The organism is Methylobacterium sp. P1-11 (assembly GCF_008329595.1).
In the GTDB taxonomy this organism is placed as follows: Bacteria; Pseudomonadota; Alphaproteobacteria; order Rhizobiales; family Beijerinckiaceae; genus Methylobacterium.
In genome coordinates this window covers 1-26472 of the sequence record NZ_NPKS01000055.1, presented here as the reverse complement: position 1 = coordinate 26472, position 26472 = coordinate 1, and the positions used below count along the sequence as shown (strand labels likewise).

Below are 26472 nucleotides of genomic sequence, written 5' to 3'. Positions count from 1 at the left end.
CGAACAGCACGTGGTCGAGCGCCTGCCCGGTCTTCTTCGCCGCCTCGATGAAGACCTGCATGTTCGCCCGCGCCGCCCGCTGACCGATGAACTCGGCCAAGCTCAACGGGCGGATCGTCTGATCCGCCTCCGCGGCGGTCATCCCCGCGCCCGGGGCCGGCCCCGGCCGGATCGTCTTGATCGGCGCCGCCATTCAGGCCGCCCTGGCGCGACCCGACGCCGGCTCGAAGGGCTGCACCAGGACCCGCCGGCCCGAGAGGTCGTGCACGCTGACCCGCCACTCGGCCCAGTCGGTGCGGTTGGCCAGCGATTGCCGCACGTCGGAGGCGACCTTCCGCGCCCGGTCGACGAGGCGTGCCGTCGCGCGGACCTCGGTGCCGCGCGCGTCGAACACGCATTCGAGGCCGTTGGTGCAGTGGAACCGGTACTTGGCCATCCCTCGCTCCTCCTCGTCCGCCCCGTGCGGCGCTCACCCTGTGTTCACTATATGTTCTCATATCGGCAGGATCCAGCCCCGGCGAAGCGTCGCAGGCGTCTTCGGCGCGGCCTGCGTGCCGGACTTCCGGCTGCGGCCGATGGGATCGGCCCGGAACACCGCGCGCCCCGCAGGCTTACCGGCCGAGACGCTTCGCCGCCGGACCGGGATCCCACCATGCGCGCCACGCTCCTCGCCTTGCTGCTGGCCATCGGCCTGGGCACGCCCGGCCGCGCCGCCGAGGCGCCGGCCGGATCCGACGCCCTCAAGCCGATGGTGGAATCGGACAGCCTCGTCTTCAACGGCATCACCCGGTCCGCGGACGGCCGGCTGTTCTCGCCGTTCCAGCGGCAGAGCAAGGACGAAGGCATCGAGCTCGGCGAGTGGCGGGACGGTAAGGCGGTCCCGTTCCCCGATGCGGCCTGGAACGCCTGGAAGACGGGCGACGACCCGGCCAAGGCCTTCGTGGCGGTCAACGCCATCCGGATCGGCCCGGACGGCGACCTCTGGGTGGTCGACAAGGGCGCGCCCGGCATGGGCGCGGCGCCGCTGCCGGGCGGCCCGAAGCTCGTGCAGATCGACCTCGCCACGAACGCCGTGCGCAGGGTCTACCCGCTGCAGGCGGCGACCACCGACAAGAGCTTCATCGACGATTTCCGCTTCAACGGCGGCCACATCTACCTGACGGATGCCGGCCAGCCCGGGCTGATCGTCCTCGACCGCGAGACCGGCGGCCTGCGGCGGGTGCTCGACGGCCATTGGTCGACGATCGCGCAGCGCCCGCTCACCGGCCAGGGCCGGGTGCTCCGGGACGATACGGACAAGCTGCTCTTCATCCACGCCGACCAGCTGGAAGTCTCGCCGGACGGCAAGACCTTCTACTACCAGGCCTGTACCGGGCCGCTCTACAGCATCGAGACCCGGTATCTCGACGATGCGACCGCGAGCGACGCCGAGCGCGCCAAGCACGTGAAGCTCCACGCCGCCACCGTGGCGACCGGCGGCACCGCCATCGACGCGGCGGGCACGATCTACGCGAGCGACACGGACGGCCTGCGGATCCTCAAGATGGCGCCGGACGGGACGATGAGCACGCTGGTGCAGGATCCGCGGCTCGTCTGGGTCGACGCGATGTGGATCGACGAGGAGGGCGGCCTGTGGATCCCGGCAGCGCAGATGAACCGCACGCCGGCGATGAACGGCGGCGCGGCCTCGGCCGTGAAATTTCCGACGACGGTCTACCGGATGCAGATCGACGCCAAGCCGCTGCGCAACTGAACCTGATTTGCAGCACCCGACGCGCCGGATGGCGAACCCGGGTCCCGGTTTCGTCGTTTGACCGGAGGGGGTGCCGGGCCCGTGACCCGGCGCAATGATGGGATGAGCGGTCTTATGCGCAGGATGCAGTCGTCGCGGCAGGCTGCTGCCTTCTTGGCTGCCGGCCTGATCATGGCGTTCGCCACGCCGACGCGGGCCGATGCCGCCCTCGTCATCCGGGAGACCCGGCTGCACACGCCGCCGGATTCCCACGAGCCGCAGAGGGCGATGGTCAACCTGCGCAACACCGGTCCGGATCTCGCGACGAACGTGACCATCCTCTGCACCTTCACCGGGGCCGGCGGAGCGGTGCTCGACACGCAGCAGGCCTCCGTGCCGGAAGTCGTGAGCCTCGCCGACGTGCAGGCCGAGACGATCTACTACGGCTGGCCCCGCGCCAGCAGCGCCACCTGCCGCCTCACCGAGCCCCACTGAGCCGTCCGAGCGGCTCGGCCGAGGCAGCCTTGGCGGTTTCAGCGCGTTATGCTGCGCCCGCGGTGGCGCCCGGGGGCCGTTTCCGGCAGAAGGCGCCCACGACCCGCCGCTCTCGCAACACCTGTTCCGTGCCCGAATCGTCCGCCTCCGCAGCCCCGATCGCGACCAGCCGTGCCCGTCCCGCGCCGACCGGCCCCCGCGCGTCCGAGCGGCAGGCGGCCGATCCGGTCGCGACGCCCGGAACCTGAGCGTGGACGAGAGCGGGACCGATGCGCTCCTGCGGCGCGCCAGCGCGCTGGAGGCGGAAGCCGCCGGCCTCCGCGCGCAAGCGGTGGCCGGCGGTGGCGGGCCCGCGCAGGCAATCCCCGACGGTGCCCCCCGGTTCGCCGCCCTCACCACTGACTGCGACGGGCGCATCACCGCCTGGAATGCCGGCGCCGAGGACATCCTCGGCTGGACGGCGGAAGCGATATGCGGCCACCCCTTCTCGGCGCTGTTCACGCCCGAGGACCGGGCGGCAGGCCGCCCCGAGGCCGCTTTGCGCGCAGCTCTGGACCAGGGCAGCGTCGAGGACGAAATCTGGCACCTGCGCGCCGACGGCGAGTGCCTGCGCGTGTCCGGCGCGCTGACGCCGCTGCGCGACCGGTCCGGTGCCCATGTCGGCTACGTGAAGGTGCTCCGGGACCGCTCGGAGCTGCACAGCGCCGGTCTGGCGCTTCGGGAGGCCCAGGCGCATCTGCTGCGGGCGCAGGAGGCCGGCGGGATCGGCCTGTTCACCGTGGGGGTCCAGGACGGGATCCTGCACCCGACCCCGCAATTCTGCCGGCTCTATGGCCTGCCGGAGCGCGACACCTACCCGGCCGAAACGGTCGAGGCGCTGATCCTGCCGGAGGACCAGCCCCTCGTCTCGACGACGGTCAGCCGGCGCCGTGGCGACGCCCCGCGCGACGTCGCCTACCGGATCCGGCGACCGGATACCGGCGAGATCCGCTGGATCGCGCGACAGGGGGAAATCGAGCGCGACGCCGACGGGCGACCGGTGCGGTTCTCCGGAGTGGCGCGCGACATCACGGAGCAGAGGCAGGCCCGCGACGCCCTGCGCGCCGGCGAGGCGCGCTACCGGACGCTGTTCGAGGCCATCGACGAAGGCTTCTGCATCATCGAGTTCTTCGACGGGCCGCACGGCCCCCTGAGCGACTACGTCCATGTCGAGGCCAATCCGGGCTACGAGCGCCACACCGGCATCTCTCGGATCGTCGGACGGACGCTGCGCGACCTCGTCCCGGCCGAGGACGCCGAGGCCTGGCTCGACCTGTACGGCGGCGTGCTCCGCACCGGCATCCCGATCCGGTTCGAGCGCTTCTTCGCCCAGGCCAACCGCTTCATCGACGTCTCGGCCGCCCGAATCGAGCCGGCGAGCCGGCGCCAGGTTTCGGTGCTGTTCCGGGACGTCACCGCGCGCCGGGCGGCGGAGGATGCGCTGCGGGCCAGCGAGGCCCTCGCCCGGACGAACGTCGAGCGCGTGCAGCTTGCTCTTGCGGCCGGCGCGATCATCGGTACCTGGCTCTGGGACCTGCCGCGCGACCGCTTCACCGTGGATGAGGCTTTCGCCCGCAGCTTCGGCCTCGATCCGGCCCTGGGACGCGAGGGGCTGAGCCTGACCCAGGTGGTGGAGACCGTGCACCCCGACGATCAGGCGGGTCTCGCCGAAGCCATCAGGGCTGCGATCGCCCGCGGCGGCGCCTACGCGCACCAGTACCGAGTCCGGCGCGCCGACGGGCACTATTACTGGCTGGAGGCCAATGGCCGCGTCGACCATGGGCCGGACGGCACGCCCCTGAGCTTTCCCGGCGTCCTGATCGACGTGGATGAGCGCCGTGCCGTCGAGGCGGAGCGGGACCGCGTCACCGCGATGCTGCGCAGCCTCAACGAGACCCTGGAGCACCGCGTCGCCGAACGCACGGCCGAGCTGATGCGGACCGAGGAGGCCCTGCGCCAATCGCAGAAGATGGAGGCAGTCGGCCAGCTGACCGGCGGCCTCGCCCACGACTTCAACAACATGCTGGCCGGCATCGTCGGCTCGCTGGAGCTGATGCAGACCCGAATGATGCAGGGCCGGGTCGGGGACCTCGAGCGCTACATCAGCGCGGCGCAGGGGGCGGCCAAGCGCGCCGCCGCCCTGACCCACCGCCTGCTGGCCTTCTCGCGCCGCCAGACCCTCGATCCGAAGCCGACGGACGTGAACCGCTTGGTCGAGGGCATGATGGAACTTGTGCGCCGTACGGTCGGCCCCGCGGTGGGGATCGAATCCGTAGGGGCCGGCGGCCTGTGGCCCACGCTCGTGGACCCGAGCCAGCTCGAGAACGCGCTGCTCAACCTGTGCATCAACGCCCGGGACGCGATGCCGAAGGGCGGCCGCATCGTCATCGAGACCGCCAACCGCTGGCTCGACCACCGGGCCGCTCAGGAGCGCGAACTGGAGCCGGGGCAGTACGTGACGCTCTGTGTCTCGGACAACGGCACCGGCATGACACCCGACGTGGCCGCCAAAGCGTTCGATCCGTTCTTCACCACCAAGCCGATCGGCGAGGGGACCGGCCTCGGCCTGTCGATGATCTACGGCTTCGCCAAGCAGTCCGGCGGGCAGGTCCGGATCTACTCGGAAGTCGGCCAGGGCACGATGGTCTGCCTGTACCTGCCCCGCCATATCGGTGAGGCGGAGGCGGAGGTGAGCCTGCCCGACCTCGCCCACGCGCCCCGCGCGGAACAGGGCGAGACGGTCCTGGTGGTGGATGACGAGCCCACCGTGCGGATGCTGGTGACCGAGGTGCTCGAAGATCTCGGCTACGCGGCGATCGAGGCGGCGGACGGCGCCTCGGGCCTGAAGGTGCTCCAGTCGGACGTGCGCCTCGACATGCTGATCACCGATGTCGGTCTGCCCGGCGGCATGAACGGCCGCCAGATGGCCGATGCCGGCCGCCAGCATCGCCCGGACCTGAAGGTCCTCTTCATCACCGGCTATGCCGAGAATGCCGCGCTCAACCACGGCCATCTCGGCCCCGGCATGCAGGTGATGACGAAGCCCTTCGCCCTGGAGGCGCTCGCGACCCGCATCCGCGGCATCATCGGGGGTGAGGGGTGAGATCCGGGCCCGGCTGACGGGCGATCCCGTCGGAACGGGCGGGCGGGGGCGGGCGTCAATGCCATACCGGGCCGACGCGCATGAGGGCCCCGCCATAGAGAGACCCACTCGGGGCGCGGAAGCCGGTGGTGCGCGTCAGGGCCACGGGCTGGCCGGAATTTCCTTAGCGAACCCGTAAGCGAGACCTCGCAGGTCCTGGATGGCGCCGGGTCGGCGACGGCTCCCCCTTCGCGGGGCCCGCGGTGGGAATCGATGCGTCGGCGGGGGACTTGCGGCTCTGCGCGTAATGCCGGCGCCCGCCCACCGGGCTGGCCTTCATGGGAGTACGGCCCCGATGCCGGGACCTTCGTGGTCGACAACACCGCCGGCACGGTGTTCGGCCTCGCCCCGACACGCCGCAGCCCACTGCCGACCTAGCGGGCCGCGCGCTCCGCGAGGGCCGTCCCGGCTTCGAGATGGCGTTCCCGGATCACCCTGCACATGCCGGAGTGGCTGCTCACACGAGGCTGACGCAACCGTTCATGGGCCCTAGCCTGTCGCACAGCGTGTCCGTCCTTGCGAGCGCAGCGAAGCAATGCAGTCGGTGCCATGCTTGCCGAGGTTGCGCGACCCTGGATTGCATCACTGCTCCGGCAAAGACGGGTGTGTCTCCGTGCCCTTCACCGGTAGGCCAGGGTGGATCTTCAGGAGACGGGGCGCCGGATCATCCGGCGCCCCGTCCAAGATCAGTCGATCACCTCGACGATGCGGTGACCGCGGTCGACCAGGACCGGCTGGTCGTTCACGATGGTGTAGCGGTAGCCCGGCCGCACCCGGTACTCGGTGGGCACGTCGTAATAGGTGACGCTGTCTTCCGGTAGCACGGTCCCGACCCGGACCGGGCCGCCCCAGCTGTACGAGCGAGCACCGCGCTCGCTGACGTAGCTGCGGAAGCGCGGGCGGTCGTCGACGCCCAGGATGCCGCCCACAGTGCCGGTGGCCGCGCCGACCGCACCGCCGACGATGCCGCCGACCGGGCCCGCCGCGGCCGATCCGGCCTCGGCCCCCTCGGCCGCGCCGCGCAGGGTTCCCTGAGCCTGGGCGGCCATCGGAAGGGCGAGAAGGCCTGCGGTCGCCAGCGACAGAAGAAGCTTGTTCGTCATTGGGAAATCTCCGAAGTCGCCAGATCGTTTCAGGCTGCGGCTACTCAGTTGCAGCCTTCCTTATGGACGGTCTTAGAGTTGCCCATGCCGTCCTCCTTGTGGACGGTCTTGGAGCCGCAATCGACGCTGCCAGTCGTGACCTCGCGGCGCTCGACCACGCCCTCACGGTGATCGACGGCGACGCTCGGACCGCTGTCGCGACGGATGACCGTGGTGTCCTCGGCGCTGGCCGCGCCGCACAGGGCAGCAAACAGGGCGCCCGAGAGAATGATGTTCCGCATCAGTAACCTCCTGATTTCAATCAATCAGGGGCAGTAACGGGGATCGCGGAAGAACGGTTCCGCGGCGCTCGACCTGATACACCGCGGAAACGACCGCGATGAGATGCGGTATTGGTTGCGAACAATCGATCGCAGCCGGATCGCTCAGCTTCAGCGGATCGTTCAACCGCTTCAGCCCGCATGTGGCGGAACCCGTCGCCACCAATCATGTGCCCGCTCGTACTGGTGGGCCGCGCGCAGTATCACGGCCTCGGCGAAGGGCCGGGCGGCGATCTGAAGGCTGATCGGTAGGCTGCGCCGGTCGAAGCCGCAGGGCAGCGCGATGGTGGGCAGGCCCGTGAGATTGAACGGATAGGTCAGGCGCCAGGAGGCCGCCAGCACGCTCTCCGCGCGGCCGGCGATCGACACCGTGGTCTCGTCCGTTCGCCAGGCGGTCAAGGGCGAGGCCGGGCCGATGATCACGTCGGCCTCCGCCAGGATGGCGGCCATCTCGTCCATGATCAGGGCCCGCACCTGCTCGGCGCGCAGATAGTCCGGCCCGGTGACGAGTCGGCCCATCTCTACGAGGTCGCGGACATCGGCGGCGAAGCCCGCCACGTGGCCCTGGGTGAGGCCGCGGTCGTGATAGGCAGTCGAGGAGGCGAGTTCGATGGCGTAGATGGCACCGAGCCCGTGGCGCAGGGACGGCACCGCGACATCGCGGATCGTGCAGCCCTGCGCGGCGAAGAAGCGGAGCGCTCCCTCGACGGCGGCAGCGACGTCGTCGTCGACCGCGTCGAAGAAGTGATTGCGGATCACCGCGACGCGCAAACCCCGGATCGGCCGGTCCAGCCCGGCCGTATAATCGTCGACCGGAGCCGCGCTGGACGCCGGGTCGCCGGCATCCGGGCCGGCCAGGACCTGCAGCATCAGGGCGGCGTCGGCCACCGTCAGGGTCAGCGGCCCGGCATGGTCGAGCGACCAGGAATGCGGCACGATTCCCGAGCGCCCGACCCGGCCATAGGTCGGCTTGAGGCCGACCACGCCGCACAGGGCGGCCGGTATGCGGATCGAGCCGCCGGTATCCGAGCCAAGGGCGGCGGGGCAGAGCCGGGCCGCGACCGCGGCACCCGAGCCGCCGCTGGACCCGCCGGGCACCCGGGCGAGGTCCCAGGGATTGCGCGTCGGCGGCGTGACCATGCCCCAGGCGAATTCATGCATGCGCAGCTTGCCGAGGATCACCGCGCCGGCCTCGCGCAGACGCGCCACGGCGTGGCTGTCCTCCATCGGGAAGGTCAGGGCCTCCACCGCGGTGCCGGCCCGGGTCGGAAGGTCGGCCGTGGTGTAATTGTCCTTGATGGCGATCGGGATACCGTGCAGCGGGCCGCGGGGTCCGGTCCTGGCGATCTCGGCGTCGGCCGCCCGCGCGGCGTCGAGTGCCCCGGGCGACAGGTGGACGACGCTGTTCAAAGCGCCGTCGAGGCGCGCGATCCGGTCCAGCGAGGCACCGACGAGGTCGGTGCTCGACAGCGCCCGTGTCGCGATCCGCCGCGCGAGTTCCGTGATCGGCAGCTGCCACAGGGCGTCAGTCATGGGGCACCCGGCGGTAGGGCAAGGTCGGATCGAAGACGATCGGCGGATGGATGTCCGCGAGGTCGAGATCGCGGAGCCGCGCGATCTCGGTGAGCACCGGCGCGAACCGGGCCAGCAGATGCGCGGTCCGCCCGGGCTCCTGGCGGAGGCCGATGACGTCGCTCAGGAGGTCGGGCGCTCCGACGGGCCCGCCATCGAGTGACCCGCCCGGCCGCTCGGCGGGCGCCTTGAGGAGCATCGCCACGATGTCGTCCGGCAGGGCGCCGGCCGGGCCGCCCTTCCGGGGCATGCCGGCCACGAAGGGCACGAGCTGCCGGCGGGCGATTGCGAGGACGCGGCGCAGCTCTGCGACAGGTTCCGCGTGCTCGTCGACGCGCAGATCGAGGAACGGGTAATCCTCGCTGGCGACGATCTTGAGTGCCGCCGATTGCTTGCCGCGCCGGTCACCGCCGGCGGCATCGCCGGCCTCCAGGGTCCGCATGAGCCGCTCGTCGAGGTCGCGGGCGGCGCTTCCTTCGAAGGCCTGCGCCATGGCGTCGATCACGTCGGGCCGGGCGAGCATGTTGCCCTGGACGGCATAGCCGGCCCCGGTGCGGTGGCCGGCCGCCCGCGTGCAGCCGGTGCCGGTCCAGGCCGCGCCGGTCCCGCGCGCGTCGACGAGGCCGAGCTGGCGCAGGTCAGGCCGGTCGTCGGTGGCGAGCGCCGCCGCCAGCGCGGCCTCGGGATCCTGCCCGCTGGCCAGCCCGTCGAGGATACGGGCGGCGAGGTAGGGGTTCACCCACGACTGGGTGGTGACGGCCCCGATCCCGACCCGAATATATGGGCAGAGCCCGCCTACCGCCGGGACGGCGCTCGCCACCGCCACGCCGAGCTGCCCGGTGCGCGGACAGCAGGCGGCGATCGAGAAGGTGTTGAGTTCGATCATGCGCTCACGGCTCCCGGTTCAGGGTGATCTCGCCGTCCTTGCGAGCGCAGCGAAGCGACCCAGACGGCGCCGCGCTCGGAGATATAAGATCGCCCTGGGTCGCTTCGCTGCGCTCGCAAGGACGGCGTGGGGATCGGCACCGAAACGGCCTCACACCGCCAAGTGGTCGATGACGCGCCCCTGCGCCTCCGGCGCCTTGGCGGGGCCGCTGTCGACGATCTCGCCGAGCTTGAGGACGGCGTAGCGGTCGGCCAGCGCCAGCGCGAAGGCGACATGCTGCTCCACCACCAGCATGGACACACCCGAATCCCGCTCGGCCTGGAGCACGCCGCGCAGGCGCTCGACCATGGAGGGCTGCACGCCCTCGGAGATCTCGTCGATCAGGAGGAGCCGCGGGCGCAGCATCAGGGCGCGTCCGAGGATCAGCATCTTCTGCTCGCCCCCCGAGAGGGTGCCGGCCCGCTGGGCGAGGCGGTCCTTCAGGAACGGGAAGTGGCCGAACAGCCGCTCCAGAGCCACCGGCAGCATCCGGTCGGAGGGCACCGCGAGGCGCAGGTTGTCGCGGATCGACAGGTCCTGGAACAGGGGCTGCTCCTGCGGCGCGTAGCCGACGCCGAGCGCCACGAGCCGGGCGGGCGAGAGGCCGGCCAGCGCCTGCCGCCCCAGGGTGACCGCGCCGCCACGCAGGGTCACCATGCCTAAGATGGTCTTGAGGAGCGTGGTCTTGCCCATGCCGTTCTTGCCGAGGAGCGCCACGATCTCCCCCTGCCCCACCGACAGGGACACGTCCTTCACGATCGACACTGCTCCGTAGCCGCTCGACACGTGCTCCAGGGTGAGTGCGGCCCCTGCCGGCTCGATCCGCCGCGCTGCCTCAACCATGGGCACCTCCCGCATAGATGGTCCGGACCAGCTCGGAGCCGACGACGTCCTCGACCGTGCCGTCGAGGACGAGGCGGCCCTGGTGCAGCACCACGATCCGCGACGAGATCTCGCGCACGAAGTCGAGGTCGTGCTCCACCAGCACGGCTGCGATCCGGCCCTCGGCAGTGAGCGCCTTGAGCACGGTCCCGATGGTGGTGCGCTCGGCCTTGGTCAGGCCGGCCGTCGGCTCGTCGAGCAGGATCAGACGCGGCTCCAGCGCCACCACCATGGCGAGTTCGAGCGCCTGCTTCTGGCCGTGTGACAGGAGGCGCGTCGGCCGGGTCAGCAGCCGGTCGAGGCCGGTCATGCGCAGGACGTCGAGGGCCGGCTGCGGCAGGCCCAGCGTCTCGGCCTGCCCGACCGGGCTCAGGCCGTCATGCGGCGCCCGGGCGAGACGGAGGCAGTCGGCCACAGACAGGCTCTCGAACACGCTCGCGACCTGGAACTTGCGCCCGACCCCGAGGCCGACGATCCGGTTCGGCGTCAGCCCGGTGATTGGCGTGCCGCCGACGGCGATGGCGCCCGTGAACGGCTCAGTGCCGTCGCTGAGGCAGCGCATCAGCGTGGTCTTGCCGGCACCGTTGGGGCCGACGAGGCTGACGAGCTCGCCAGCTCCGATCTCCAGGTCGATGCCCTCCAGAACCGTCAGGCTGCCATAGGCCTTGGCGAGGCCCTCGACCTTGAGGATGGGGGTCGCGGCAGCCGTCGCTTCCGTCTCGGCGGTCCGGGCGACGAGGCGCGGCGGCGCCGGCGCGCGCCGGCCCACCGGCAGCGCCCGCCACAGGCGGCCGACGAGGTCGGCGAGGCCGCCCGGCAGCAGGATGATGATGGCCACGAAGGCCGTGCCTAAGAGGAGCTGCCAGAGGAACGGCAGGTCGCCGGACAGGTTCGCCGCAAGGTAGTCGATGGCGACGGTGCCGAGCACCGGGCCGAGCAGCGTGCCGCGGCCGCCGAGCGCCACCCAGATCACCAGCTCGGTGCCGAACAGGAAGCCGGCATTCTCCGGGGCGACGACGCCCGACGCGTTGGCGAACAGGAAGCCCGCGAGGCCCGCGACGGCGGCGAGCGAAGCGGTCAGCCGGATCTGCAGGCGCCGGGGGTTGAGGCCGAGATAGGCGCAGCGCGCCTCGTTGTCGCGCAGCGCCACGAGGGCCCGGCCCCGATCCGAGCGCACCAGGATCCAGGCCGCCAGAGTGACGACGATCAGGAACAGGGCCGCGAGGCGGAAATAGCCCTCGATCTCGAAGGGCAGCACGTCGAAGCCGACGAGGCCGCTGCTGGAGCCGGTCCATTCGCCGCCCGCGTAGATGAGCTGCACCACGACGATCGGGACGACGAGCGAGATCACCGAGGCATAGAGTGGGGTCGAGCGGTGGTAGAAGGACAGCCAGCCGACCGCGAGGCCGAGCAGCGCCGGCGCCAAGAGCGCCGCCGCGACGGCCGCGGCGATCCCCAGCGGCGTCGCCCCGTAGGCGCCGAGGATCATCGCGGTGGCGTAGGCGCCGATGCCGAAGAACGCCGCCTGTCCGAAGGTCAGGATCCCCGCGAAACCCCAGAGCAGGTCCACCGTGACGGCCAGCACCGCGTAGATCATCGAGCGGGTCAGGACGTTGACCGCGAAGGTGTCGAGGAAGCGCGGCGCGATCCAGAGGGCCAGCGCCGCCAGGGCCGCGACCACGAAGGGCGCGGCGCGGGACAGGCGGCGTCGGCGGGGCGCCGCGGCGGCGCGCTCGGCGACGGGCAGGGTCTCAAGCACGGGAGAAACCTTTCGGGCTGATCCGCAGCACGAGGGCGGCGAGCACCGCGACGGCGATGCTGCCCAGGATCGGGCTCACGAAGGTGCTGATCAGGACCTGCGCGGCCCCGAAGACGAGGCAGGCCGCCGCGAGCGCCAGGTAAGAGGCGTCGGCGACCATCACCAGCATGAAGGCGCCGATCAGCCAGGAGACGCCCATGTTCGGGTCGACGCTGGTGAGCGGCGTCAGCAGGACGCCGGCGAGGCCCGCGAAGCCGGCGCCGAGCATGAACACGACGAGGCGCACGCGCCCGGTATCGATGCCGAGGCTGCGCGCCAGGGTCTCGTTCATGATCACCGCCCGGGCCGAGAGGCCGAGCCGGGTGCGCTCGATGGTGAGCGCGAACAGCGTGCCGATCGCCAGCGCGATGCCCAGAGCCACGAGGCGGTAGGCGGAGTAGTCCACGCCGAGGATCTCGACGGTGCCGGCGTAGAGGTTCGGGGTGAGCTGGACGTCGCGGCCGAAGGCCAGGGTGATGAGCTGCCCGAGCACGATGCCGAGCCCCCAGGTGGCGAGGATCGCGTCCAGGGGCCGCCGGTAGAGCGGGCGGATGATGAAGTGCTCCGCGAGGCCGCCGAGCGCCGCGCCGATGACGAAGGCGAGCGGCAGCGCTGCCCAAGGGTTGAGCCCGATCTTGGCGGTCACCACCGCGCAGTAGGCGCCGACCGTCAGCCACGCCCCGTGGGCGAAGTTGATGATCTTGAGCACGCCGAAGATCGCCAGCAGGCCGATCGAGACGATGAACAGGATCGCCGCCGTGGTCAGGATGTCGAGGGTGAGCAGCATCGGGGAGTTCCGGTTGAAGGACCGTCATCGCGAGGCGGAAGAGGCACGGCGAGACGAGCGCCCCTCCGCGGGTCTGCCGCGTCACGCATCCGCGCGGGCCATCGGAACGGGCAACGCGGTCTCAGGAGCGGGCGCAGGTCCCCTCTCCTGTGCGGGAGAGGGACAGGGTGAGGAATGCGGCCTGTCCGAGAACGCCTCACCCTCGACTGCGCGGCGATGGGGCGATGGATTCTGAAACCCTGATCCCTCACCCCAACCCTCTCCCGCACGGGAGAGGGGGCGCGTCGCCTCTACGGCGAAGGACGAGCCTCAGCCCCCTCCCCTTACGGCAGCTTCGGGCACTGCTCGCCGGGATCGACGTCCTTGAAGGTGCCGGCGACCTTCACGGTGCCGTCCTTCTGGATCTGGCCGAGATACATGGTCAGCGGCGCGTGGTGCTGCTTGCTCATGGTGATCGTGCCGCGCGGCCCGGTGAAGCTCACGGTCGGCAGCGCCTCCAGCACCTTGGCGGTCTCGGTCCCGCCCGCCTTCTCGACGGCGGCCTTGTAGAGGTAGATCGCCTCGTATTCCGGCACCGAGAGGTCGTTCGGGGTGCGCAGCTCCGCGCCGAACTTCTTCTGCATCGCCGCCAGGAAGGCCTTGTTCTCCGGGCTGTCGATCCCGGTGACGTAGGAGGCCGAGAGGTAGACGCCCTCGGCGTCCGCGCCCATGCTCTTGGCGGTGCCCTCGTCCAGCGCGAGGTTGGCGAAGGGCAGCGTCACGCCCGCGCCGCGCAGCTGCTTGGTCAGCGTGACGTTCGGCGCGCCGCCCGCGGTCGAGGTGATCAGCGCGTCGGGCTTGGCCTCCTTCAGCTTGGAGACGATCGCCGTCCAGTCGCTGCCGTCCATCGGCAGGTACTCCTCGCCGAGGATCTTGCCGCCGGTCTTCTCGACGTAGCTCTTGGCGAAGCCCAGCATGCCGCGGCCGAAAGCGTAGTCGCTGCCGATGAGGAAGTAGGTCTTGGCGCCGTTCGCCTTGAAGGCGTCCACCACCGGCGGAACCTGCTGCTCCGGCACCCAGGCGTCCACGAACATGTTCCTGTTGCAGGAGTGGCCCTCGTAGAACGAGGTGTAGATGTACGGCACCTTGCCCTTGGTCACGGCGGGCAGGCCGGCGTTGCGGGCCGCGCTCGTCTCCATCGAGATCAGGACGTCGACCTTCTTCTGGTAGATCAGGCTGTCGAAGGCCTTCTGGGCGCCGGCCGCCCCCGAGGCGTCGTCGGCCACCTCCAGGACGAGCTTGCGCCCGAGCACGCCCCCCTTGGCGTTGATCTCCTCGACCGCGAGCTCGGCCGCCTGCACCACCGAGGGGGCGACGACGCTGTTGGCGCCAGACAGGCCGATCGGGATGCCGATGACGATCGGCTTGCCATCGGCGGCCTGCGCGGCCGTGGCGGCGAGGGCGAGCGCCGCGGCGCCGACGAGGGACCATTTCACCATGAACGAACTCCTTGAAACGGGCAGGGATGGGGACGGAAAGGGACGGGGACGGATCTCGGCTCAGCCGTAGATGTCGGTGCGGCGGTCGCGCAGCAGCGAGTTGAACGTGTTGAGGTCCTTGCGGCCTGCCGCGTCGAGGTCGACCAGCGCCGAGAGGGTCTCGGTCCGGTCCCGGCTCGCCGGCCCGGCGAGCGGCCAGCCCTTGGGGCCGATGATCAGGCTCTGCCCCTCGAAGGGCTGGCCGCGCTCGATTCCGACCCGGTCGGCGCAGGCGATGAAGATGCCGTTCGAATGGGCTGCGGCCCGGTGCAGGGTGTTGGCCATGGCGGCCTCGCCCGCGGGCTGGTCGGGCATCGGCACCCAGTTGGTCGGGATGCAGACGATCTCGGCCCCGCCCAGCGCCAGTTGCCGGAAGGTCTCGGGGAACCAGCCGTCGTAGCAGATGGCGACGCCGACCTTGCCGAGCGCGGTGTCGAAGACCGGGAAGCCGAGGTCGCCCCGGGCGAAGAACACGTTCTCCTGGTCCCAGAGATGCGCCTTTCGGTAGGTGCCGATATAGCCCTCCGGCCCGACGATCACCGCGGCGTTGTAGAGGACGTCGCCGGCCGATTCCGCGATCCCCGCCACGATGTGGACGCCGAGTTCGGCGGCGAGCGCCGCCCAGGCCCGGGTGCTCGGGCCGTCCGGCACCGGCTCGGCCAGTGCGGCGGCCTCCGCGGCGGATTCGAACACGTAGCCGGTGCTGGCGAGTTCCGGCAGCACGATCAGCCGGCTGCCCTCGGCGGCGGCCGCTCGGACGAGGTTCGATGCGCGCGCCAGATTGGCCGCGACCGCGCCGAATTCCGGCTCGAACTGGATGCACGACACCCGTATCGGCGGGCGCGCAGGACCGTTCGCCTGGATCATGAAAGCTCCAAAACGCAAAAAGCCCCTGGGCGCGGACACAAACATCCGCGAACCAGAGGCTTCAAAGCCGTGATGTAATGCAGCAATCCTGCTGCGGGGCAACCTTGCCCGGTTAGACTACGATACGCGTCGCGATACGGACCGCAAGACCATAAATGCGGCAGGCTGCTGCGATCAGGTCTTTTCCGCCAACGCGATGCGCAGGCCGAGACCGCTCATCGCCTCGTGGGCCGAGACCACGCTCTCGGCCACGCTCGCCATCGGCACGCGGGAAGCGGTGGCCCGGTCCCGGAGCATCTTGTAGGCGGCGTCCTCGTCGATCTGGTTCAGGTCCACGAGCAGCCGGACCGCCCTCTCGACGGTGCGGCGGCCCTTCATGGTCTCCTCCAACCGGTTGATCTTGCTGGTCAGGCGCCCCTCGTAGCCGCGCCTGTAGCGGGCCAGGGCGAACTGGGTGAGCACGCCCCGCGGGTGAAGCGGCTTGTTGAGCACGCCGTGGGCGTTGACGTCGGCGATCGCCTTCAGCGAGGTCGGGCTCTCGTAGGCCACGATGGCGATGACAGCGGGCTCGATCGCCTCGATCGCCGGCAGCAGGTGCATCACCTGAGCGTCGTCGAGCTGGATGAACAGCGTGTCGATGTCGGCCGGCAGGGCGGCGGGTGGCGGCCACGCGAGGGAGACCGCGCAGCCAAGGCGGCGCAGTTGCTCCAGGAGCGCGGCACCCTCCTCGTCCCGGGGATGGATGACGAGGGCGCGAGCGCGCCGCAGGTCGTCCAGGATCTTGCGGGCGGGGGCGGTCACGCAGCCACCCCTTCCTCCAGCCAGTTCGTCTCGAACCGGGACCACGCGAGGTACGGGTCGGGCCGCACGGGCCGGCGCGCCCGCCAGACCACGTCGAACTGTCCATCGGCGCGGGCGACGCCGATGCCGGGGGTGAGCCAGATGTGGCGCGTCTCGCCATCGAAGGCGAGCTCGCCCTCCGGCGCCGCGAGGCGCTGCCGCAGGGCCGCCGCGCCGAGGCGCTCGGCGTCGAGGGTGCCGGCCTCCGCGAGCGCCCGGGCGAAGAGGTGGACCTGCGCGTAGGCGGTCTCCGACCACATGCTGGTGGGGCGCTCGGGCCCGAACCGGGCCTGGAAAGCGGCGACGAAGCGCCGGTTCTCCTCGCTCGCCAGCGCGCCGAAATACGGGGCCGCCAGGACGTGGCCGGTGCAGTGCTCGGGGCCGATCGCGTGGATCTGGCCCTCCGCCAAGGTCAGGCTGGCGATCGGGCAGCGGGCGCGGTCGATGCCGGATTCGGCGTAGGCGCGGTAGAGCCGCTCGGCGCCGCGCCCCACCACCGTGGAGAACACCGCGTCCGGGGCGGCGTCGCGGATCGCGGCGATCATGGCAGCATGGGCTGCATCATCCGCATCGAGGGCTGCATACAGCTCGCCGACGATGATCCCACCCTTCGCCTCGATCAGGTCGCGCATGACCCGGTTCGATTCCCGCGGGTAGATGTAGTCGGACCCGATCAGGAAGATCCGGGAGCCATGCGCCTGCAGGAGGTAGTCGGCCAGGGCGAAGACGTTCTGGTTGAGGGTCGCGCCGGTATAGATGATGTTCTCCGAATACTCGAAGCCCTCGTAGATCGATGGGTACCAGAGCAGCCCGTTGTGCCGCTCCACGGTGGACAGCACCGACTTGCGGCTCGCCGAGAGCGAGCAGCCGAACACCACCTCGACCCCGTCCACGGCAAGCATCCGGCGGGCCAGGGTGCGGTAGGCGTCGGTGTCGCCGGCGGGGTCGTAGCAGACCGGCTCGATCGGGCGGCCGAGCACGCCGCCGGCTTGGTTGATCTCCTCGATCGCCAGGGCGGTGCCGAGGAAATGCTCGGTCTCGGTGATGCCGCTGACCCCGCTGCGGGAGAACAGGACGCCGACCCGCCACGTCGCTTCATCCCTGCCGGCCATGGCCCCTCCCCTCACCCGCAGGCGCCCGGAGGGCTGCGCGTCCCGCTGTCCTAGCCGAGGGAGGACCCGCTGTGAAAGCTACCCCCTGATCGGACGGGCGCGACCCGGAACGCAGCTCAGCACCGGCGCCGGCGTTCCGGGGCGCCGGAGGCAAACCCGGAACCGAGAGCCGCCGCCGGTGACGGGCCGGGCGTATCGGCGGGTCCGGATCCCGGGTTCCGCTACGCGGCCCCGGGATGACGGGAGGAGGCGACGCTAGCGTCGCTCCGCCCGGGCGAGGCGCGAGACCAGGATCCCGAGCCCGATCACCGCGCCGGTGAGCGCGAGCTTGCCCGCCAGGCCGGAGCGGTTGTGGGCCAGCTCGGCCCGGGCCCCCATCTCGGCCGGGACGTTGGGGACGCGGCCCCGTGCGAGGTCGTCGACCACGCCCTCGACGACATTCACCCGGTCGGCCGCCATCAGCATCAGCCAGTGCGCCCACTGAGACTCGCTGTACTTGAAGGCCTGCCGGCGGATCACCCCGCTCACGCCCCGCGGCGGCGTCGCCGTGCCGACGACCGCCGGCCGGGCCTTGTACTCGATCGAGGTGAGGACCTCGACGCGCGCCGGCTGCTTCGGCGGGCGCGTCCAGTTCATGCCCCGGCTGTCGTCGCGCGTGATGTCGCGCATCGGGTAGGTCGGGTCGTTCTGCGGATCCGCGTCGACGCCCCAGCCCGGGACCGCCGACGGATCGATCGGAGGGTTTCTCATCGCCCCCTCCTCACGCGCGTGCCGTCGGGGGGACGAGGACCGGCTTGATGCAGTCGTCGAGCTTGGCCGAGAAGAGGTGATAGGCATCCGCGGCCTCCTCGAGGGGTACCTTGTGGGTGATCAGTTCCTTGGGGTTCAGGCGGCCCGCCTCGATATGGGCGATCAGCTTCGGCAGGAGGCGCTTCACGGAGGCCTGGTTGGCCCGGATGGTGATGCCCTTGTTCAGGACGTTGCCGATCGGGATCAGGTTGCCGGTCGGCCCGTAGACCCCGACGATCGAGACGATCCCACCCTTCTTGACCGAGTTGATCGCCCAGTGGAGCGCCACCGCCGAGCCGCCTTCGAGCTTCAGCTTGGTGCCCATCAGGGTGTGCAGGGCGCTCCCCGCGGCGTCGCCGCCGACGGCGTCGATGCAGACGTCGGCCCCGAGGGAATCGGTCGTCTTCTTCAGGAAGACCACGGGATCCCCGATCGAGCGGAAATTGTAGACCTCGGCGGGACAGTAGCGCCGCGCGAAGTCGAGGCGGTACTCGACGTGGTCGATGACGATCACCCGGCCGGCCCCGAACAGCCACGCGCAGCGCGCCGCCATGATGCCGACCGGTCCGGCCCCGAAGACCACGACAGTGTCGCCGCGCTGGATCCCGCCCATCTCGGCCGCCTGATAGCCGGTCGGCACGACGTCGGTGAGCAGCACCGCGTCGTCGAGGTCCATCGTCTCGGGGATCTTGCAGGGGCCGACATCGGCGTAGGGCACTCGGACGTACTCGGCCTGGCCGCCGTCGTAGCCGCCGGCGGTGTGCGAGTAGCCGAAGATGCCGCCGACCGCGGTCGCCTGCGCGTTCGCCTCGTGGCAATTGCCGAACAGCCCCTGCTTGCAGAAATGGCAGCGGCCGCAGGCGATGTTGAACGGGACCAGCACGTGGTCGCCGACGGCGAGATTGCGCACGCCGGGGCCGACTTCCTCAACAACGCCGGTGAATTCGTGACCGAACGTCATGCCCACGCGGGTATCCGGCACCATCCCGTGATAGAGGTGAAGATCAGACCCGCAGATGCAGGTGCGCGTAACCCGGATGACCGCGTCCTCGACATGCTCGCAGACGGGGACCGGCTTGCGATCGACCCGCACGCGGTACGGTCCACGGTAGTTCATCGCCAGCATGCTGCGGCTCCCTCATCCACGACCGGGGAACCTCAGGCGGATGCCCAAGTTCCCGGGCCTGTGTCACGGCGTGCCTCGGCCGGCACCGGGAACCGGTCCAGGCCTCGGTGCCGGCCGGCTGACGAACCGGGAGCCGGCGAGGAGGAAGCGCCAGGGCGTCTCGGCGCCGCGGGTGATCCCGATGCGGCGGGCGCTCACCACGTCGGCCGGCGCGGCGCGGGGCTCGAACCGAAACGGCGCCCGCGCCAGGGGCGCCCCGTCCAGCGCGTCGGTGATGCCGAGCGCCTGAGCGAGGCGGCCGGGGCCGGCGCAGAGCAGCCGCGGCGCGTCCGTGCCCCGGCGGGCCGCCATGGCGGCGAGACCCTCGGTCGGCGCGAGGGCCCGGAGCAGCACCGCGCTGCCGGGCTCACAGACGAGGTTCAGGCACCAGTGCATCCCGTAGGAGCGGTAGACATAGGCATGGGCCGGCGGTCCGAACATGCTGGCATTGCGCCGGGTCGGGCCGCGGAAGCTGTGAGAGGCCGGATCGGTGCTGTCATAGGCCTCGGTCTCGACGATGATCCCGCCGGTCGCGCCGACGAACAGGCGGGCGCCGATCAGGTCGGCCGCCACCGCGGCGGCGCTTCGGGCGAAGTAGGATTCCAGCATCGGGTCTCCGGCGCGGCCAGTCCGCGCGGCCCGCGCCGATGGGCCTCACGGATCGCCGGGAAGTAGAAATAAATCGGCGGGGCGGAAGTCTTGCTGGTACGAGGGTCCGTGAATGGCGGGCCCAAAAGCGATCCCCTCGGACCTCCCAGCATGGTGCGCACAGCCTCGATCGCGACGCTTCGCTCCGCCGATGCGGCCGCGCAACCCCGATCGGCCACGCCAGCCGCGCGGATCCGCCTGAATCTCCGGCGCCTCCGGCTGGCCAGCGGCCTGGTCCTGTTCGGCTACGTGCTGACCCACCTGCTCAACCATGCCCTGGGCAACATCTCCATCGACGCCATGGAGGACGGCCTCGACATCGTCACGGCCGTCTGGCTCAACCCGTTCGGCCTGACGCTGCTCTACGGCGCCCTCGTGGTCCATCTGCTGCTCGGGCTCCAGGCTCTCTACGCGGCCCGCTTCTTCCACTGGCGGCCATCCGAGACCCTGCAGCTGGTCTCCGGCCTGCTGATTCCGACGCTGCTCATCAGCCACATCACGGCGACCCGGATCTCCTTCGTCACCGAGGGCCTCGACAAGGGCTACGCGCAGGAACTCTACGCCTTCTGGATCGCCTCGCCGACGCTCGGCCTGCTGCAGGTCACGGTCCTGGTCATCGCCTGGATCCACGGCTGCATGGGATTGTATTTCTGGCTGCGGCTGAAGCCCGCCTTCGGGCGCATGGCGCCCTGGCTGCTGGCTCTGGCGGTCCTGGTGCCGGTCCTGTCGCTGCTGGGCTTCGCGCAAGGCGGCCGGATGATCCTCACCCTGGCGCAGGATCCGGCCTGGCGGGCGGTGGCCCTCCAGCCGGTCCATGTCGGGCTGCCCGATCAGGTGGCGCGGCTCGCCGCCATCCGGAACGGGCTGCTCGGAACCTATGCGGGCCTCGTGGCGGCGGTGATCGCGGCCCGCGGCATGCGGACCCTGGCGGAGGTTAAGCGCGGCACGATCCGGCTCAGCTATCCGGACGGGCGGGTGGTGCGGGTGCCCCGGGGCACGAGCGTGCTGGAGGCGAGCCGGCGCAACCGGATCCCCCATGCCAGCGTCTGCGGCGGCCGCGGCCGGTGCTCGACCTGTCGGATCCGGGTGACGGATGGCAGCGACGGCGCGCCCACGCCCGGCCGGACCGAGCGGGCGGTGCTGGAGCGGATCGCCGCCGGTCCGGGGGTCCGCCTCGCCTGCCAGTTCCGGCCCGAGACCGACATGGCCGTGGTGCCGCTGCTGCCGCCGCAGCCCCGGATGCGCCAGGCCGACCTGCTCGACCGGGCGCAATCCGGCGAGGAGCGCTTCATCGTGGCGATGTTCGTCGACCTGCGCGGCTCGACGCGGCTCGCCGAGGAGCGCCTGCCCTACGACACGGTGTTCATCATCAACCGCTTCCTCGGCGCGGTCGGTGATGCCGTGCGGGAGGCCGGCGGCTCGACCAACCAGTTCCTCGGCGACGGTCTGCTGGCCCTGTTCGGCCTGGAGACGGAGCCTGAGCAGGCCGCCCGGGACGCCCTGCGGGCGATCGACCTCATCGCCGAGTCGGTCGAGACCCTGAACCGGCTGCTGGCGGCCGATCTGGAGCACACCCTCCGATACGGGATCGGCGTGCATGCCGGCCCGGCGATCGTCGGCGAGATGGGCGACGCCACCGACGCCCGCTTCACGGCGCTCGGCGACACCGTCAACGTCGCGGCCCGCCTCCAGGGCCTGACCAAGGTCCTCGGCTGCGTGGCGGTGGTGTCGGAGGCGGTCTACGAGGCGGCCCGCGTGGCGCCGGCGGAGATCCGGGACGTGGCGGTGGACGGCCGGTCCGAGGCGGTCCGAGTCAGCGCCCTGGGGAGCCTCTGAGACGCCCATCCCCGGGAGAGGCCGTCCCCGTCATTCCGGGACTGCGGAGCAGGGCCCGGAATCCCAAACCGCACCGGGCGCCCGGATGGGATCGTCGGCGGCTCTGGGTTCCGGGCTCGCCTGCGGCGCCCCGGAAGGACGGGGGCGTTGCGCTGAGGCCGTGCCTCAGGCCGACCGCGCCGCCCTGAGGCGCGGCGCCAAAGCCAGCATCAGCGGTACCGCGGCGAGCGCCGTCGCGGCCGCCGCCACCGCCGCCCAGTGCGGGCCGGCGGCGTCGCCGAGCTTTCCGTAGAGCAGCGGCGCCGCCAGTGCGCTGCCGCCGAGCGTCCAGGTGTAGAACACCGCGAAGGCGTGCTCGACCCGGCCGCCCGGAGCCAGTTCCGGTACCGTGCCGTAGAGCACCGAGGAGGTGCCGTTCAGCATCACGCCCAGCAGCGGCAGCAGGATCAACCCGGGGGTCAGCGGCAGCACGATCACCGCCAGGATCGCGAGCGCCGTCCCGGTCTCGGTGAGGATCACGGTCCGGGTCACGCCGAGGCGTTCCCCGAGCCGGCCGCACACGGCCTTGCCCAGCGCACCGCCGACGAAGACCAGCGACAGCGCGAGGCCCACCGTGGTCAGCGCCGCGCCCTTCTCCTGCAGCAGGAACGGCAGGTAGAGCAGGAAGGCCGGACGGGCCGCGTTGTCGAGCATCCCGATCCCGACGAGCAGCCGGAAGCCGGTGCCGCTCCCCGACCCGCCCGCGACGCGGCCAGCCGTCCGCTTGGCGGGCAAGCGGCTGCCGCGTGAGTCGGGCTCACGCGGCAGCAGGCGCCCGACGGCCAGCGCGACCACGAGACCCGCCCCGGCGATCGCCCAGAGGGCGTGCCGCCAGCCCGTCAGGGTCAGCAGGAGGCCGACCACGGGGGGCACTGCCGCCTTCCCGAGATCGCCGGTGAAATTGTAGGTGCCGAGGGGCCCGCGGGCGCCGGGGCCATAGGCCCGGGCGATCACCGCCGAGGCCAGGGGATGCTGCGTGCTGCTGCCGGCGCCGCCGAGCAGAAGGCCGAGGCCGAGCCCGACGAGCCCGCCCGAAGCGCCGGCGATCGCGTAGCCGGCCGCGCTGAGCAATGTGCCGAGCACCAGCACGGTGCGGGCACCCCACGCCTGGGCGAGGCGGCTCGCCGGCATCTGCAGCGCCGCCAGCGCGCCGTTGTAGAGCGAGCGCAAGAAGGCCAGGGCCACGTAGTCGAGGCCGAATTCAGCCTGCCAGACCGGCAGCAGCACGTAGATCAGGTCCGTGTAGCCGTCGTGCAAGGCGTGGTTCACGCCGGTGGCCACCAGCGTGCGCCGGGCATCCGGCAGGGACGCGGTTCCGGAAGACGCGGTCAGATCGGACGCGACGGACATCCAGCCATCCTTCGTGGTTCCGATTCAGGATGGCGCCCTGGCCCGGAGCTGACAAACGACTTATGCTGACGCTCGCGTGAGGAAACCTGACCCATGCACCGTCGCCTGCCGCCGCTCAACGCCGTGAAAGCCTTCGAGGCGGCCGCGCGGCACGGGAGCTTCACCCGGGCGGCGGACGAGCTGCGGGTGACCCACGGGGCGGTCAGCCGGCACGTCCAGACGCTGGAGGGCTGGCTCGGGCTGCCGCTGTTCGAGCGCCACAACCGGCGCGTGGTCCTCACCGAGGCGGGCAGCGCCTACGCCACCGAGATCGGCGCCGCCCTCGACCGTATCGCCCTGGCCACGGCCCGCCAGGCCGAGCGCGGGCGTCCGCGCCTGCTGCACGTGAACGCGCTCGCCACCTTCACCCTGCGCTGGCTGATTCCGCGCCTGTCCGGCTTCCAGAGGGCGAACCCGTCGATCGAGGTGCGGCTGACGACCTCGAACGTGCCCCTGGCGCAGCTCGCGGATCCGTTCGACGTCGCGATTCGCGGCGGGCCGGACACGCGCCCGGGCCATCGCGCGGAGCCGTTCCTGTCGGAGCGGCGCATCCCCGTCTGCAGCCCGACGCTGCTGCAGCGCCTGCCGCTCGAACGGCCCGAGCAGCTCCGGCAGCATACGCTGCTGCATGCCGCCACGCTCCCGCGGGTCTGGCCGGACTGGCTGCGGGCGGCGGGCGTCCCGGACCTGGCGCCGCAGGCCTCCGTGACGCTGGAGCACTTCTACCTGACGCTCCAGGCCGCCCTCGACGGGCTCGGCGTCGCCATGGGGCCCGAGCGGCTGATCGCCGACGACGTCGCGGCCGGCCGCCTGACCCTGCCCTTCGCGGGCCCGTGCCTCCCGGCGCGGAGCTACTACACCTACGTCCCGGAACCCCGGGCCGAGGATCCGGCGGTCCGCGCCTTCTGCGGCTGGCTCGCCGAGGCGGCCCGGCGGCCGTGAACGCCGCGCTCGCAAGGCGCGCCCAGCTCGGCACACCGTCATTGCGCGCAGCGGAGCGACCCCGGGCGGTGGGACGACGGTCCGCATAGCGCGACCGGATTGCTTCGCTGCGCCCGCAATGGCGATCTCGGCTTGGTGTCCGGCCCCGCCCGGCGCATGGATCGAATCCGGAACGCCCCCGACTGCGTCCGGGTTGGCGTGAGACGCTTCTGCCGAAGGTGACCACATGGCGCGCAAGCGTCTCCGCCCGACCATCGAGAGCCTGATCGAGTCCGTAGGCCGCCTCGGCCTGTCCCCGGACGCGGTCGATCTCGACCGGCTGCTCGCCCATCTCGGCCTGCCCGATTACGGCGCCGAGGTGGAGGACGAGCGCGTCGCCCGGGCGCTCCGCGAGATGCAGGCGGCCCGCACCTTCGCGGAAACCGGCATCCCGGCGATCCGGAAGGCGATCCCCGCCCTCCGGGCCGTGGTCACCAAGGACCACCGGATCACCTGGCTGATCCGGACCGAGATCCCGCTCCTCGACAACGGGCGCCTGGACCTGCGGCTCGACATGCCCCCCGAGCCGGAGGCGGCCGAGATCCTCGCCCGCATGGCCGCCCGGAACGATCCGGCCCACCGCCTGGAGGCCCTGCGCGACGCCGTGGCGCGCACGGCCCTCCAGGCCACCCGCGCCCTGCACAAGCCGGTCGACAAGCTGCGGGCGCAGCTCCTCGTCGACCTGCGCGAGGTCGGGGCGGACGCCGCCGCCTACATCGCCCACATGGACCGCTCGCTCCGGTCCCGGGTCTTCACCTACGGCCCGAAGCTCGCTCGCGGCCTCAACGACACGCTCACCCCCGTGCGCCGCCACGCCAAGGCGGTGGCCCGCGAGGGCTCGCGCCTGCGCCGCCTGCGCGATCAGGTCGGCTTCGGCGCCTATATCGAGCGCTTCACCGCCGCCCGGCGCCTCAACCGCCGGATCCTGTTCCACATGGGCCCGACCAATTCCGGCAAGACCTACGCGGCGCTCCAGCACCTGACGGCGGCCGAGACCGGCGCCTATCTCGCGCCGCTGCGCCTCCTGGCGCTGGAGAATTACGAGACCCTGCGCGAGCGCGGCCTGCGCGCCGGCATGATTACCGGTGAGGAGGTCTTGGGCGAGGCGAGCCCGACCCACACCGCCCGGACCATCGAGACCGCCGACCTGACGCGCCCCATCGACGTGGCGGTGATCGACGAGATCCAGATGCTGTCGGATCCCGACCGCGGCTGGGCCTGGACCAACGCGCTGTTCGGCGTCGCGGCGCGGACCGTGATCGTCTGCGGCTCCGACGACGCCCTGTCGTATGTCCGCCGCGCCGCCGAGGCCGCCAACGAATCCCTCGAGGTGATCCCTTTCACCCGCAAGTCGCCGCTCCTGCTGCTTGAGGAGCCGGTGCCCCTGGAGAAGGTCGAGGCCGGCGACGCGGTCGTGGCCTTCTCCCGCCGGGCCGTGCACGAGAACCGCGAGATCCTGGTGGCAAGGGGCCACCGGGTGGCGACGATCTACGGCGCCCTGTCGCCGGAGGTCCGCCGCGCCGAGGCCGCGCGCTTCCGCTCCGGCGAGGCCAACGTGCTGGTGACCACCGACGCGATCGGGATGGGGCTCAATCTCGGGCCGCTCAAGCGGATCGTGTTCTCGGCGGTGCGCAAATGGGACGGCACCGCCGAGCGGGCGCTCACCCATTCCGAGATCCGGCAGATCGCCGGCCGGGCCGGCCGCTACGGCCATCAGGATGTCGGCTACGTGGCGGCGACCGACCCGTTCGCCGTGGAACCGATCCGCACGGCCCTCTCGGGCGCCCCGACGGCACCTGCGGCCGACACCCGCTTCTTCGTCCGCCCGGATCTCGGGGCGATCCGCTCGGTGGCCGAGGAGATGCGCACGCACAGCCTGCACGAGGTGCTGACCCACTTCGCCCGGGCGACCTTCTACGCCGGCTCGCCGTTCCAGCCCTCGGCCCTGGAGGAGGTGCTGGAGGTCGCCCGGATCGTCGACCGGGCGCGGCTGCCGATCGAGGAGAAATTCGCCTTCTCGGTCTGCCCGATCGACCGGCGCGACGAGATCGCCATGGGCCTGCTGGAGCGCTGGTGCCAGGCCCGGGCCGCCGGCCTCACGGTGCCGGCGCTGCGCGGCAACCTCGCGGGCGAACTCGACTACCAGGAGCGGACCGTGAAGCTCGCCAGCGCCTATCTGTGGCTGTCGCGGCGCTTTCCCGAGACCTTCGACGACGTGGACGCCATCCGCCACATGCGCGGGCGGGCCAACGACGCCATCGAGCAGCACCTGCGCGAGACCGCGACCCGCAAGGCGGAGCGCCGGAGCCGGCGGAGTAGCGGAACGCGGTGAGGCGCGGCATCCGGACATGAAAAAAGCCGGCCCGCGTAGTGCGGACCGGCTTTATCGAAAGTGTTTGGTTGCGGGGACAGGATTTGAACCTGTGACCTTCAGGTTATGAGCCTGACGAGCTACCGGGCTGCTCCACCCCGCGCCAAGTGTGTGCGGCTGGTC

General features: G+C 71.4%; 22 protein-coding genes, 1 tRNA gene and 1 pseudogene. 6 read left to right on the top strand and 18 right to left on the bottom strand.

The window, feature by feature from the left end:
• Together CIW48_RS31235 and CIW48_RS31230 are read right to left on the bottom strand one after the other, a co-directional pair.
• A pseudogene (locus tag CIW48_RS31235) lies at positions 1–142 on the bottom strand (Holliday junction branch migration DNA helicase RuvB); the annotation flags it as partial.
• A 51-nt stretch (positions 143–193) separates the two neighbouring features.
• Positions 194–436: a hypothetical protein gene (locus CIW48_RS31230; RefSeq protein ID WP_091788146.1), complete on the bottom strand. Its 243-nt coding sequence runs from the start codon at positions 434–436 to the stop codon at positions 194–196.
• 216 nt (positions 437–652) lie between these two features.
• Here CIW48_RS31230 and CIW48_RS31225 point away from each other — a divergent pair, with 216 nt between their 5' ends.
• The 3 genes from CIW48_RS31225 to CIW48_RS31215 all read left to right on the top strand — a co-directional run bounded on the left by CIW48_RS31225 (position 653) and on the right by CIW48_RS31215 (position 5369).
• Positions 653–1753, top strand: coding sequence for an L-dopachrome tautomerase-related protein (locus CIW48_RS31225; protein WP_149314254.1), 1101 nt, complete (start codon positions 653–655; stop codon positions 1751–1753).
• Positions 1754–1867: 114 nt separating this feature from the next.
• Positions 1868–2227 (top strand): hypothetical protein, encoded by a 360-nt coding sequence (locus CIW48_RS31220; RefSeq protein WP_149314253.1) that lies wholly within the window; start codon positions 1868–1870, stop codon positions 2225–2227.
• Positions 2228–2477: 250 nt separating this feature from the next.
• Positions 2478–5369, top strand: a complete 2892-nt coding sequence (locus CIW48_RS31215; protein ID WP_246695503.1) for a hybrid sensor histidine kinase/response regulator — start codon at positions 2478–2480, stop codon at positions 5367–5369.
• 725 nt (positions 5370–6094) lie between these two features.
• Here the strand turns inward: CIW48_RS31215 and CIW48_RS31210 are convergent.
• The 14 genes from CIW48_RS31210 to CIW48_RS31145 form a co-directional block, all read right to left on the bottom strand.
• Complete coding sequence (locus CIW48_RS31210; RefSeq protein ID WP_149314252.1) at positions 6095–6511, bottom strand: DUF1236 domain-containing protein; 417 nt, start codon at positions 6509–6511, stop codon at positions 6095–6097.
• Between the two features lie 44 nt (positions 6512–6555).
• On the bottom strand, positions 6556–6792 hold the full coding sequence (locus CIW48_RS31205) for a hypothetical protein (RefSeq protein WP_091788131.1): 237 nt from the start codon (positions 6790–6792) through the stop codon (positions 6556–6558).
• Positions 6793–6963: 171 nt separating this feature from the next.
• Entirely contained in the window at positions 6964–8364 is a 1401-nt protein-coding gene (locus CIW48_RS31200) for an amidase (RefSeq protein WP_149314251.1), read from the bottom strand.
• The gene (locus tag CIW48_RS31195; RefSeq protein WP_149314250.1) at positions 8357–9289 is read right to left on the bottom strand and encodes a DUF1028 domain-containing protein; all 933 of its coding nucleotides are present in this window, start codon (positions 9287–9289) and stop codon (positions 8357–8359) included. The genes CIW48_RS31200 and CIW48_RS31195 overlap by 8 nt, the downstream gene beginning before the upstream one ends.
• A 150-nt stretch (positions 9290–9439) precedes the next feature.
• Positions 9440–10171, bottom strand: coding sequence for an ABC transporter ATP-binding protein (locus CIW48_RS31190; protein ID WP_149314249.1), 732 nt, complete (start codon positions 10169–10171; stop codon positions 9440–9442).
• A complete protein-coding gene (locus tag CIW48_RS31185) occupies positions 10164–11969 on the bottom strand; it encodes an ATP-binding cassette domain-containing protein (RefSeq protein ID WP_149314248.1) in 1806 nt (601 codons plus the stop codon). The genes CIW48_RS31190 and CIW48_RS31185 overlap by 8 nt, the downstream gene beginning before the upstream one ends.
• Positions 11962–12795 carry a branched-chain amino acid ABC transporter permease gene (locus CIW48_RS31180; RefSeq protein ID WP_149314247.1) on the bottom strand — a complete coding sequence of 278 codons (834 nt, stop codon included), beginning with the start codon at positions 12793–12795 and terminating at the stop codon, positions 11962–11964. The genes CIW48_RS31185 and CIW48_RS31180 overlap by 8 nt, the downstream gene beginning before the upstream one ends.
• A gap of 323 nt (positions 12796–13118) precedes the next feature.
• A complete protein-coding gene (locus CIW48_RS31175; protein WP_149314246.1) occupies positions 13119–14273 on the bottom strand; it encodes a substrate-binding protein in 1155 nt (384 codons plus the stop codon).
• 60 nt (positions 14274–14333) lie between these two features.
• Positions 14334–15179, bottom strand: a complete 846-nt coding sequence (locus CIW48_RS31170; protein ID WP_149314245.1) for a nitrilase family protein — start codon at positions 15177–15179, stop codon at positions 14334–14336.
• A gap of 174 nt (positions 15180–15353) precedes the next feature.
• Positions 15354–15980: an ANTAR domain-containing protein gene (locus CIW48_RS31165; RefSeq protein WP_149314244.1), complete on the bottom strand. Its 627-nt coding sequence runs from the start codon at positions 15978–15980 to the stop codon at positions 15354–15356.
• The gene (locus tag CIW48_RS31160; RefSeq protein ID WP_149314243.1) at positions 15977–17131 is read right to left on the bottom strand and encodes a transporter substrate-binding domain-containing protein; all 1155 of its coding nucleotides are present in this window, start codon (positions 17129–17131) and stop codon (positions 15977–15979) included. Before CIW48_RS31160 ends, CIW48_RS31165 begins: the two co-directional genes overlap by 4 nt.
• A 255-nt stretch (positions 17132–17386) precedes the next feature.
• A complete protein-coding gene (locus CIW48_RS31155) occupies positions 17387–17881 on the bottom strand; it encodes a hypothetical protein (protein WP_149314242.1) in 495 nt (164 codons plus the stop codon).
• 10 nt (positions 17882–17891) lie between these two features.
• Positions 17892–19046 carry a zinc-dependent alcohol dehydrogenase gene (locus tag CIW48_RS31150; protein ID WP_091788105.1) on the bottom strand — a complete coding sequence of 385 codons (1155 nt, stop codon included), beginning with the start codon at positions 19044–19046 and terminating at the stop codon, positions 17892–17894.
• A 63-nt stretch (positions 19047–19109) separates the two neighbouring features.
• On the bottom strand, positions 19110–19694 hold the full coding sequence (locus CIW48_RS31145; RefSeq protein WP_091788102.1) for a DNA-3-methyladenine glycosylase: 585 nt from the start codon (positions 19692–19694) through the stop codon (positions 19110–19112).
• 150 nt (positions 19695–19844) lie between these two features.
• Between CIW48_RS31145 and CIW48_RS31140 the strand changes: the two genes are divergently transcribed.
• The gene (locus tag CIW48_RS31140; RefSeq protein ID WP_149314241.1) at positions 19845–21569 is read left to right on the top strand and encodes an adenylate/guanylate cyclase domain-containing protein; all 1725 of its coding nucleotides are present in this window, start codon (positions 19845–19847) and stop codon (positions 21567–21569) included.
• Between the two features lie 165 nt (positions 21570–21734).
• Here the strand turns inward: CIW48_RS31140 and CIW48_RS31135 are convergent, their stop codons facing one another.
• Positions 21735–22958, bottom strand: a complete 1224-nt coding sequence (locus CIW48_RS31135; RefSeq protein ID WP_149314240.1) for an MFS transporter — start codon at positions 22956–22958, stop codon at positions 21735–21737.
• Between the two features lie 93 nt (positions 22959–23051).
• Here CIW48_RS31135 and gcvA point away from each other — a divergent pair, with 93 nt between their 5' ends.
• The gene (gene gcvA, locus CIW48_RS31130) at positions 23052–23939 is read left to right on the top strand and encodes a transcriptional regulator GcvA (RefSeq protein ID WP_149314239.1); all 888 of its coding nucleotides are present in this window, start codon (positions 23052–23054) and stop codon (positions 23937–23939) included.
• A 226-nt stretch (positions 23940–24165) separates the two neighbouring features.
• The gene (locus CIW48_RS31125; protein ID WP_149314238.1) at positions 24166–26310 is read left to right on the top strand and encodes a helicase-related protein; all 2145 of its coding nucleotides are present in this window, start codon (positions 24166–24168) and stop codon (positions 26308–26310) included.
• A 65-nt stretch (positions 26311–26375) separates the two neighbouring features.
• On the opposite strand, the gene CIW48_RS31120 is transcribed toward CIW48_RS31125, so the two are convergent.
• Positions 26376–26452 (bottom strand) — tRNA-Met (locus CIW48_RS31120).
• Between the last annotated feature and the right edge of the window lie 20 nt (positions 26453–26472).

Bases quoted from the DNA above. Each gene is read 5' to 3' on its own strand.
- CIW48_RS31195 (WP_149314250.1), bottom strand. From the start codon at position 9,289: ATGATCGAACTCAACACCTTCTCGATCGCCGCCTGCTGTCCGCGCACC.
- CIW48_RS31180 (WP_149314247.1), bottom strand. From the start codon at position 12,795: ATGCTGCTCACCCTCGACATCCTGACCACGGCGGCGATCCTGTTCATC.
- CIW48_RS31210 (WP_149314252.1), bottom strand. From the start codon at position 6,511: ATGACGAACAAGCTTCTTCTGTCGCTGGCGACCGCAGGCCTTCTCGCC.
- CIW48_RS31155 (WP_149314242.1), bottom strand. From the start codon at position 17,881: ATGAGAAACCCTCCGATCGATCCGTCGGCGGTCCCGGGCTGGGGCGTC.
- CIW48_RS31160 (WP_149314243.1), bottom strand. From the start codon at position 17,131: ATGGCCGGCAGGGATGAAGCGACGTGGCGGGTCGGCGTCCTGTTCTCC.
- CIW48_RS31190 (WP_149314249.1), bottom strand. From the start codon at position 10,171: ATGGTTGAGGCAGCGCGGCGGATCGAGCCGGCAGGGGCCGCACTCACC.
- CIW48_RS31170 (WP_149314245.1), bottom strand. From the start codon at position 15,179: ATGATCCAGGCGAACGGTCCTGCGCGCCCGCCGATACGGGTGTCGTGC.
- CIW48_RS31225 (WP_149314254.1), top strand. From the start codon at position 653: ATGCGCGCCACGCTCCTCGCCTTGCTGCTGGCCATCGGCCTGGGCACG.
- CIW48_RS31135 (WP_149314240.1), bottom strand. From the start codon at position 22,958: ATGTCCGTCGCGTCCGATCTGACCGCGTCTTCCGGAACCGCGTCCCTG.
- CIW48_RS31175 (WP_149314246.1), bottom strand. From the start codon at position 14,273: ATGGTGAAATGGTCCCTCGTCGGCGCCGCGGCGCTCGCCCTCGCCGCC.
- CIW48_RS31145 (WP_091788102.1), bottom strand. From the start codon at position 19,694: ATGCTGGAATCCTACTTCGCCCGAAGCGCCGCCGCGGTGGCGGCCGAC.
- CIW48_RS31140 (WP_149314241.1), top strand. From the start codon at position 19,845: ATGGTGCGCACAGCCTCGATCGCGACGCTTCGCTCCGCCGATGCGGCC.
- CIW48_RS31150 (WP_091788105.1), bottom strand. From the start codon at position 19,046: ATGCTGGCGATGAACTACCGTGGACCGTACCGCGTGCGGGTCGATCGC.
- CIW48_RS31200 (WP_149314251.1), bottom strand. From the start codon at position 8,364: ATGACTGACGCCCTGTGGCAGCTGCCGATCACGGAACTCGCGCGGCGG.
- CIW48_RS31230 (WP_091788146.1), bottom strand. From the start codon at position 436: ATGGCCAAGTACCGGTTCCACTGCACCAACGGCCTCGAATGCGTGTTC.
- CIW48_RS31125 (WP_149314238.1), top strand. From the start codon at position 24,166: ATGGCGCGCAAGCGTCTCCGCCCGACCATCGAGAGCCTGATCGAGTCC.
- gcvA (WP_149314239.1), top strand. From the start codon at position 23,052: ATGCACCGTCGCCTGCCGCCGCTCAACGCCGTGAAAGCCTTCGAGGCG.
- CIW48_RS31205 (WP_091788131.1), bottom strand. From the start codon at position 6,792: ATGCGGAACATCATTCTCTCGGGCGCCCTGTTTGCTGCCCTGTGCGGC.
- CIW48_RS31220 (WP_149314253.1), top strand. From the start codon at position 1,868: ATGCGCAGGATGCAGTCGTCGCGGCAGGCTGCTGCCTTCTTGGCTGCC.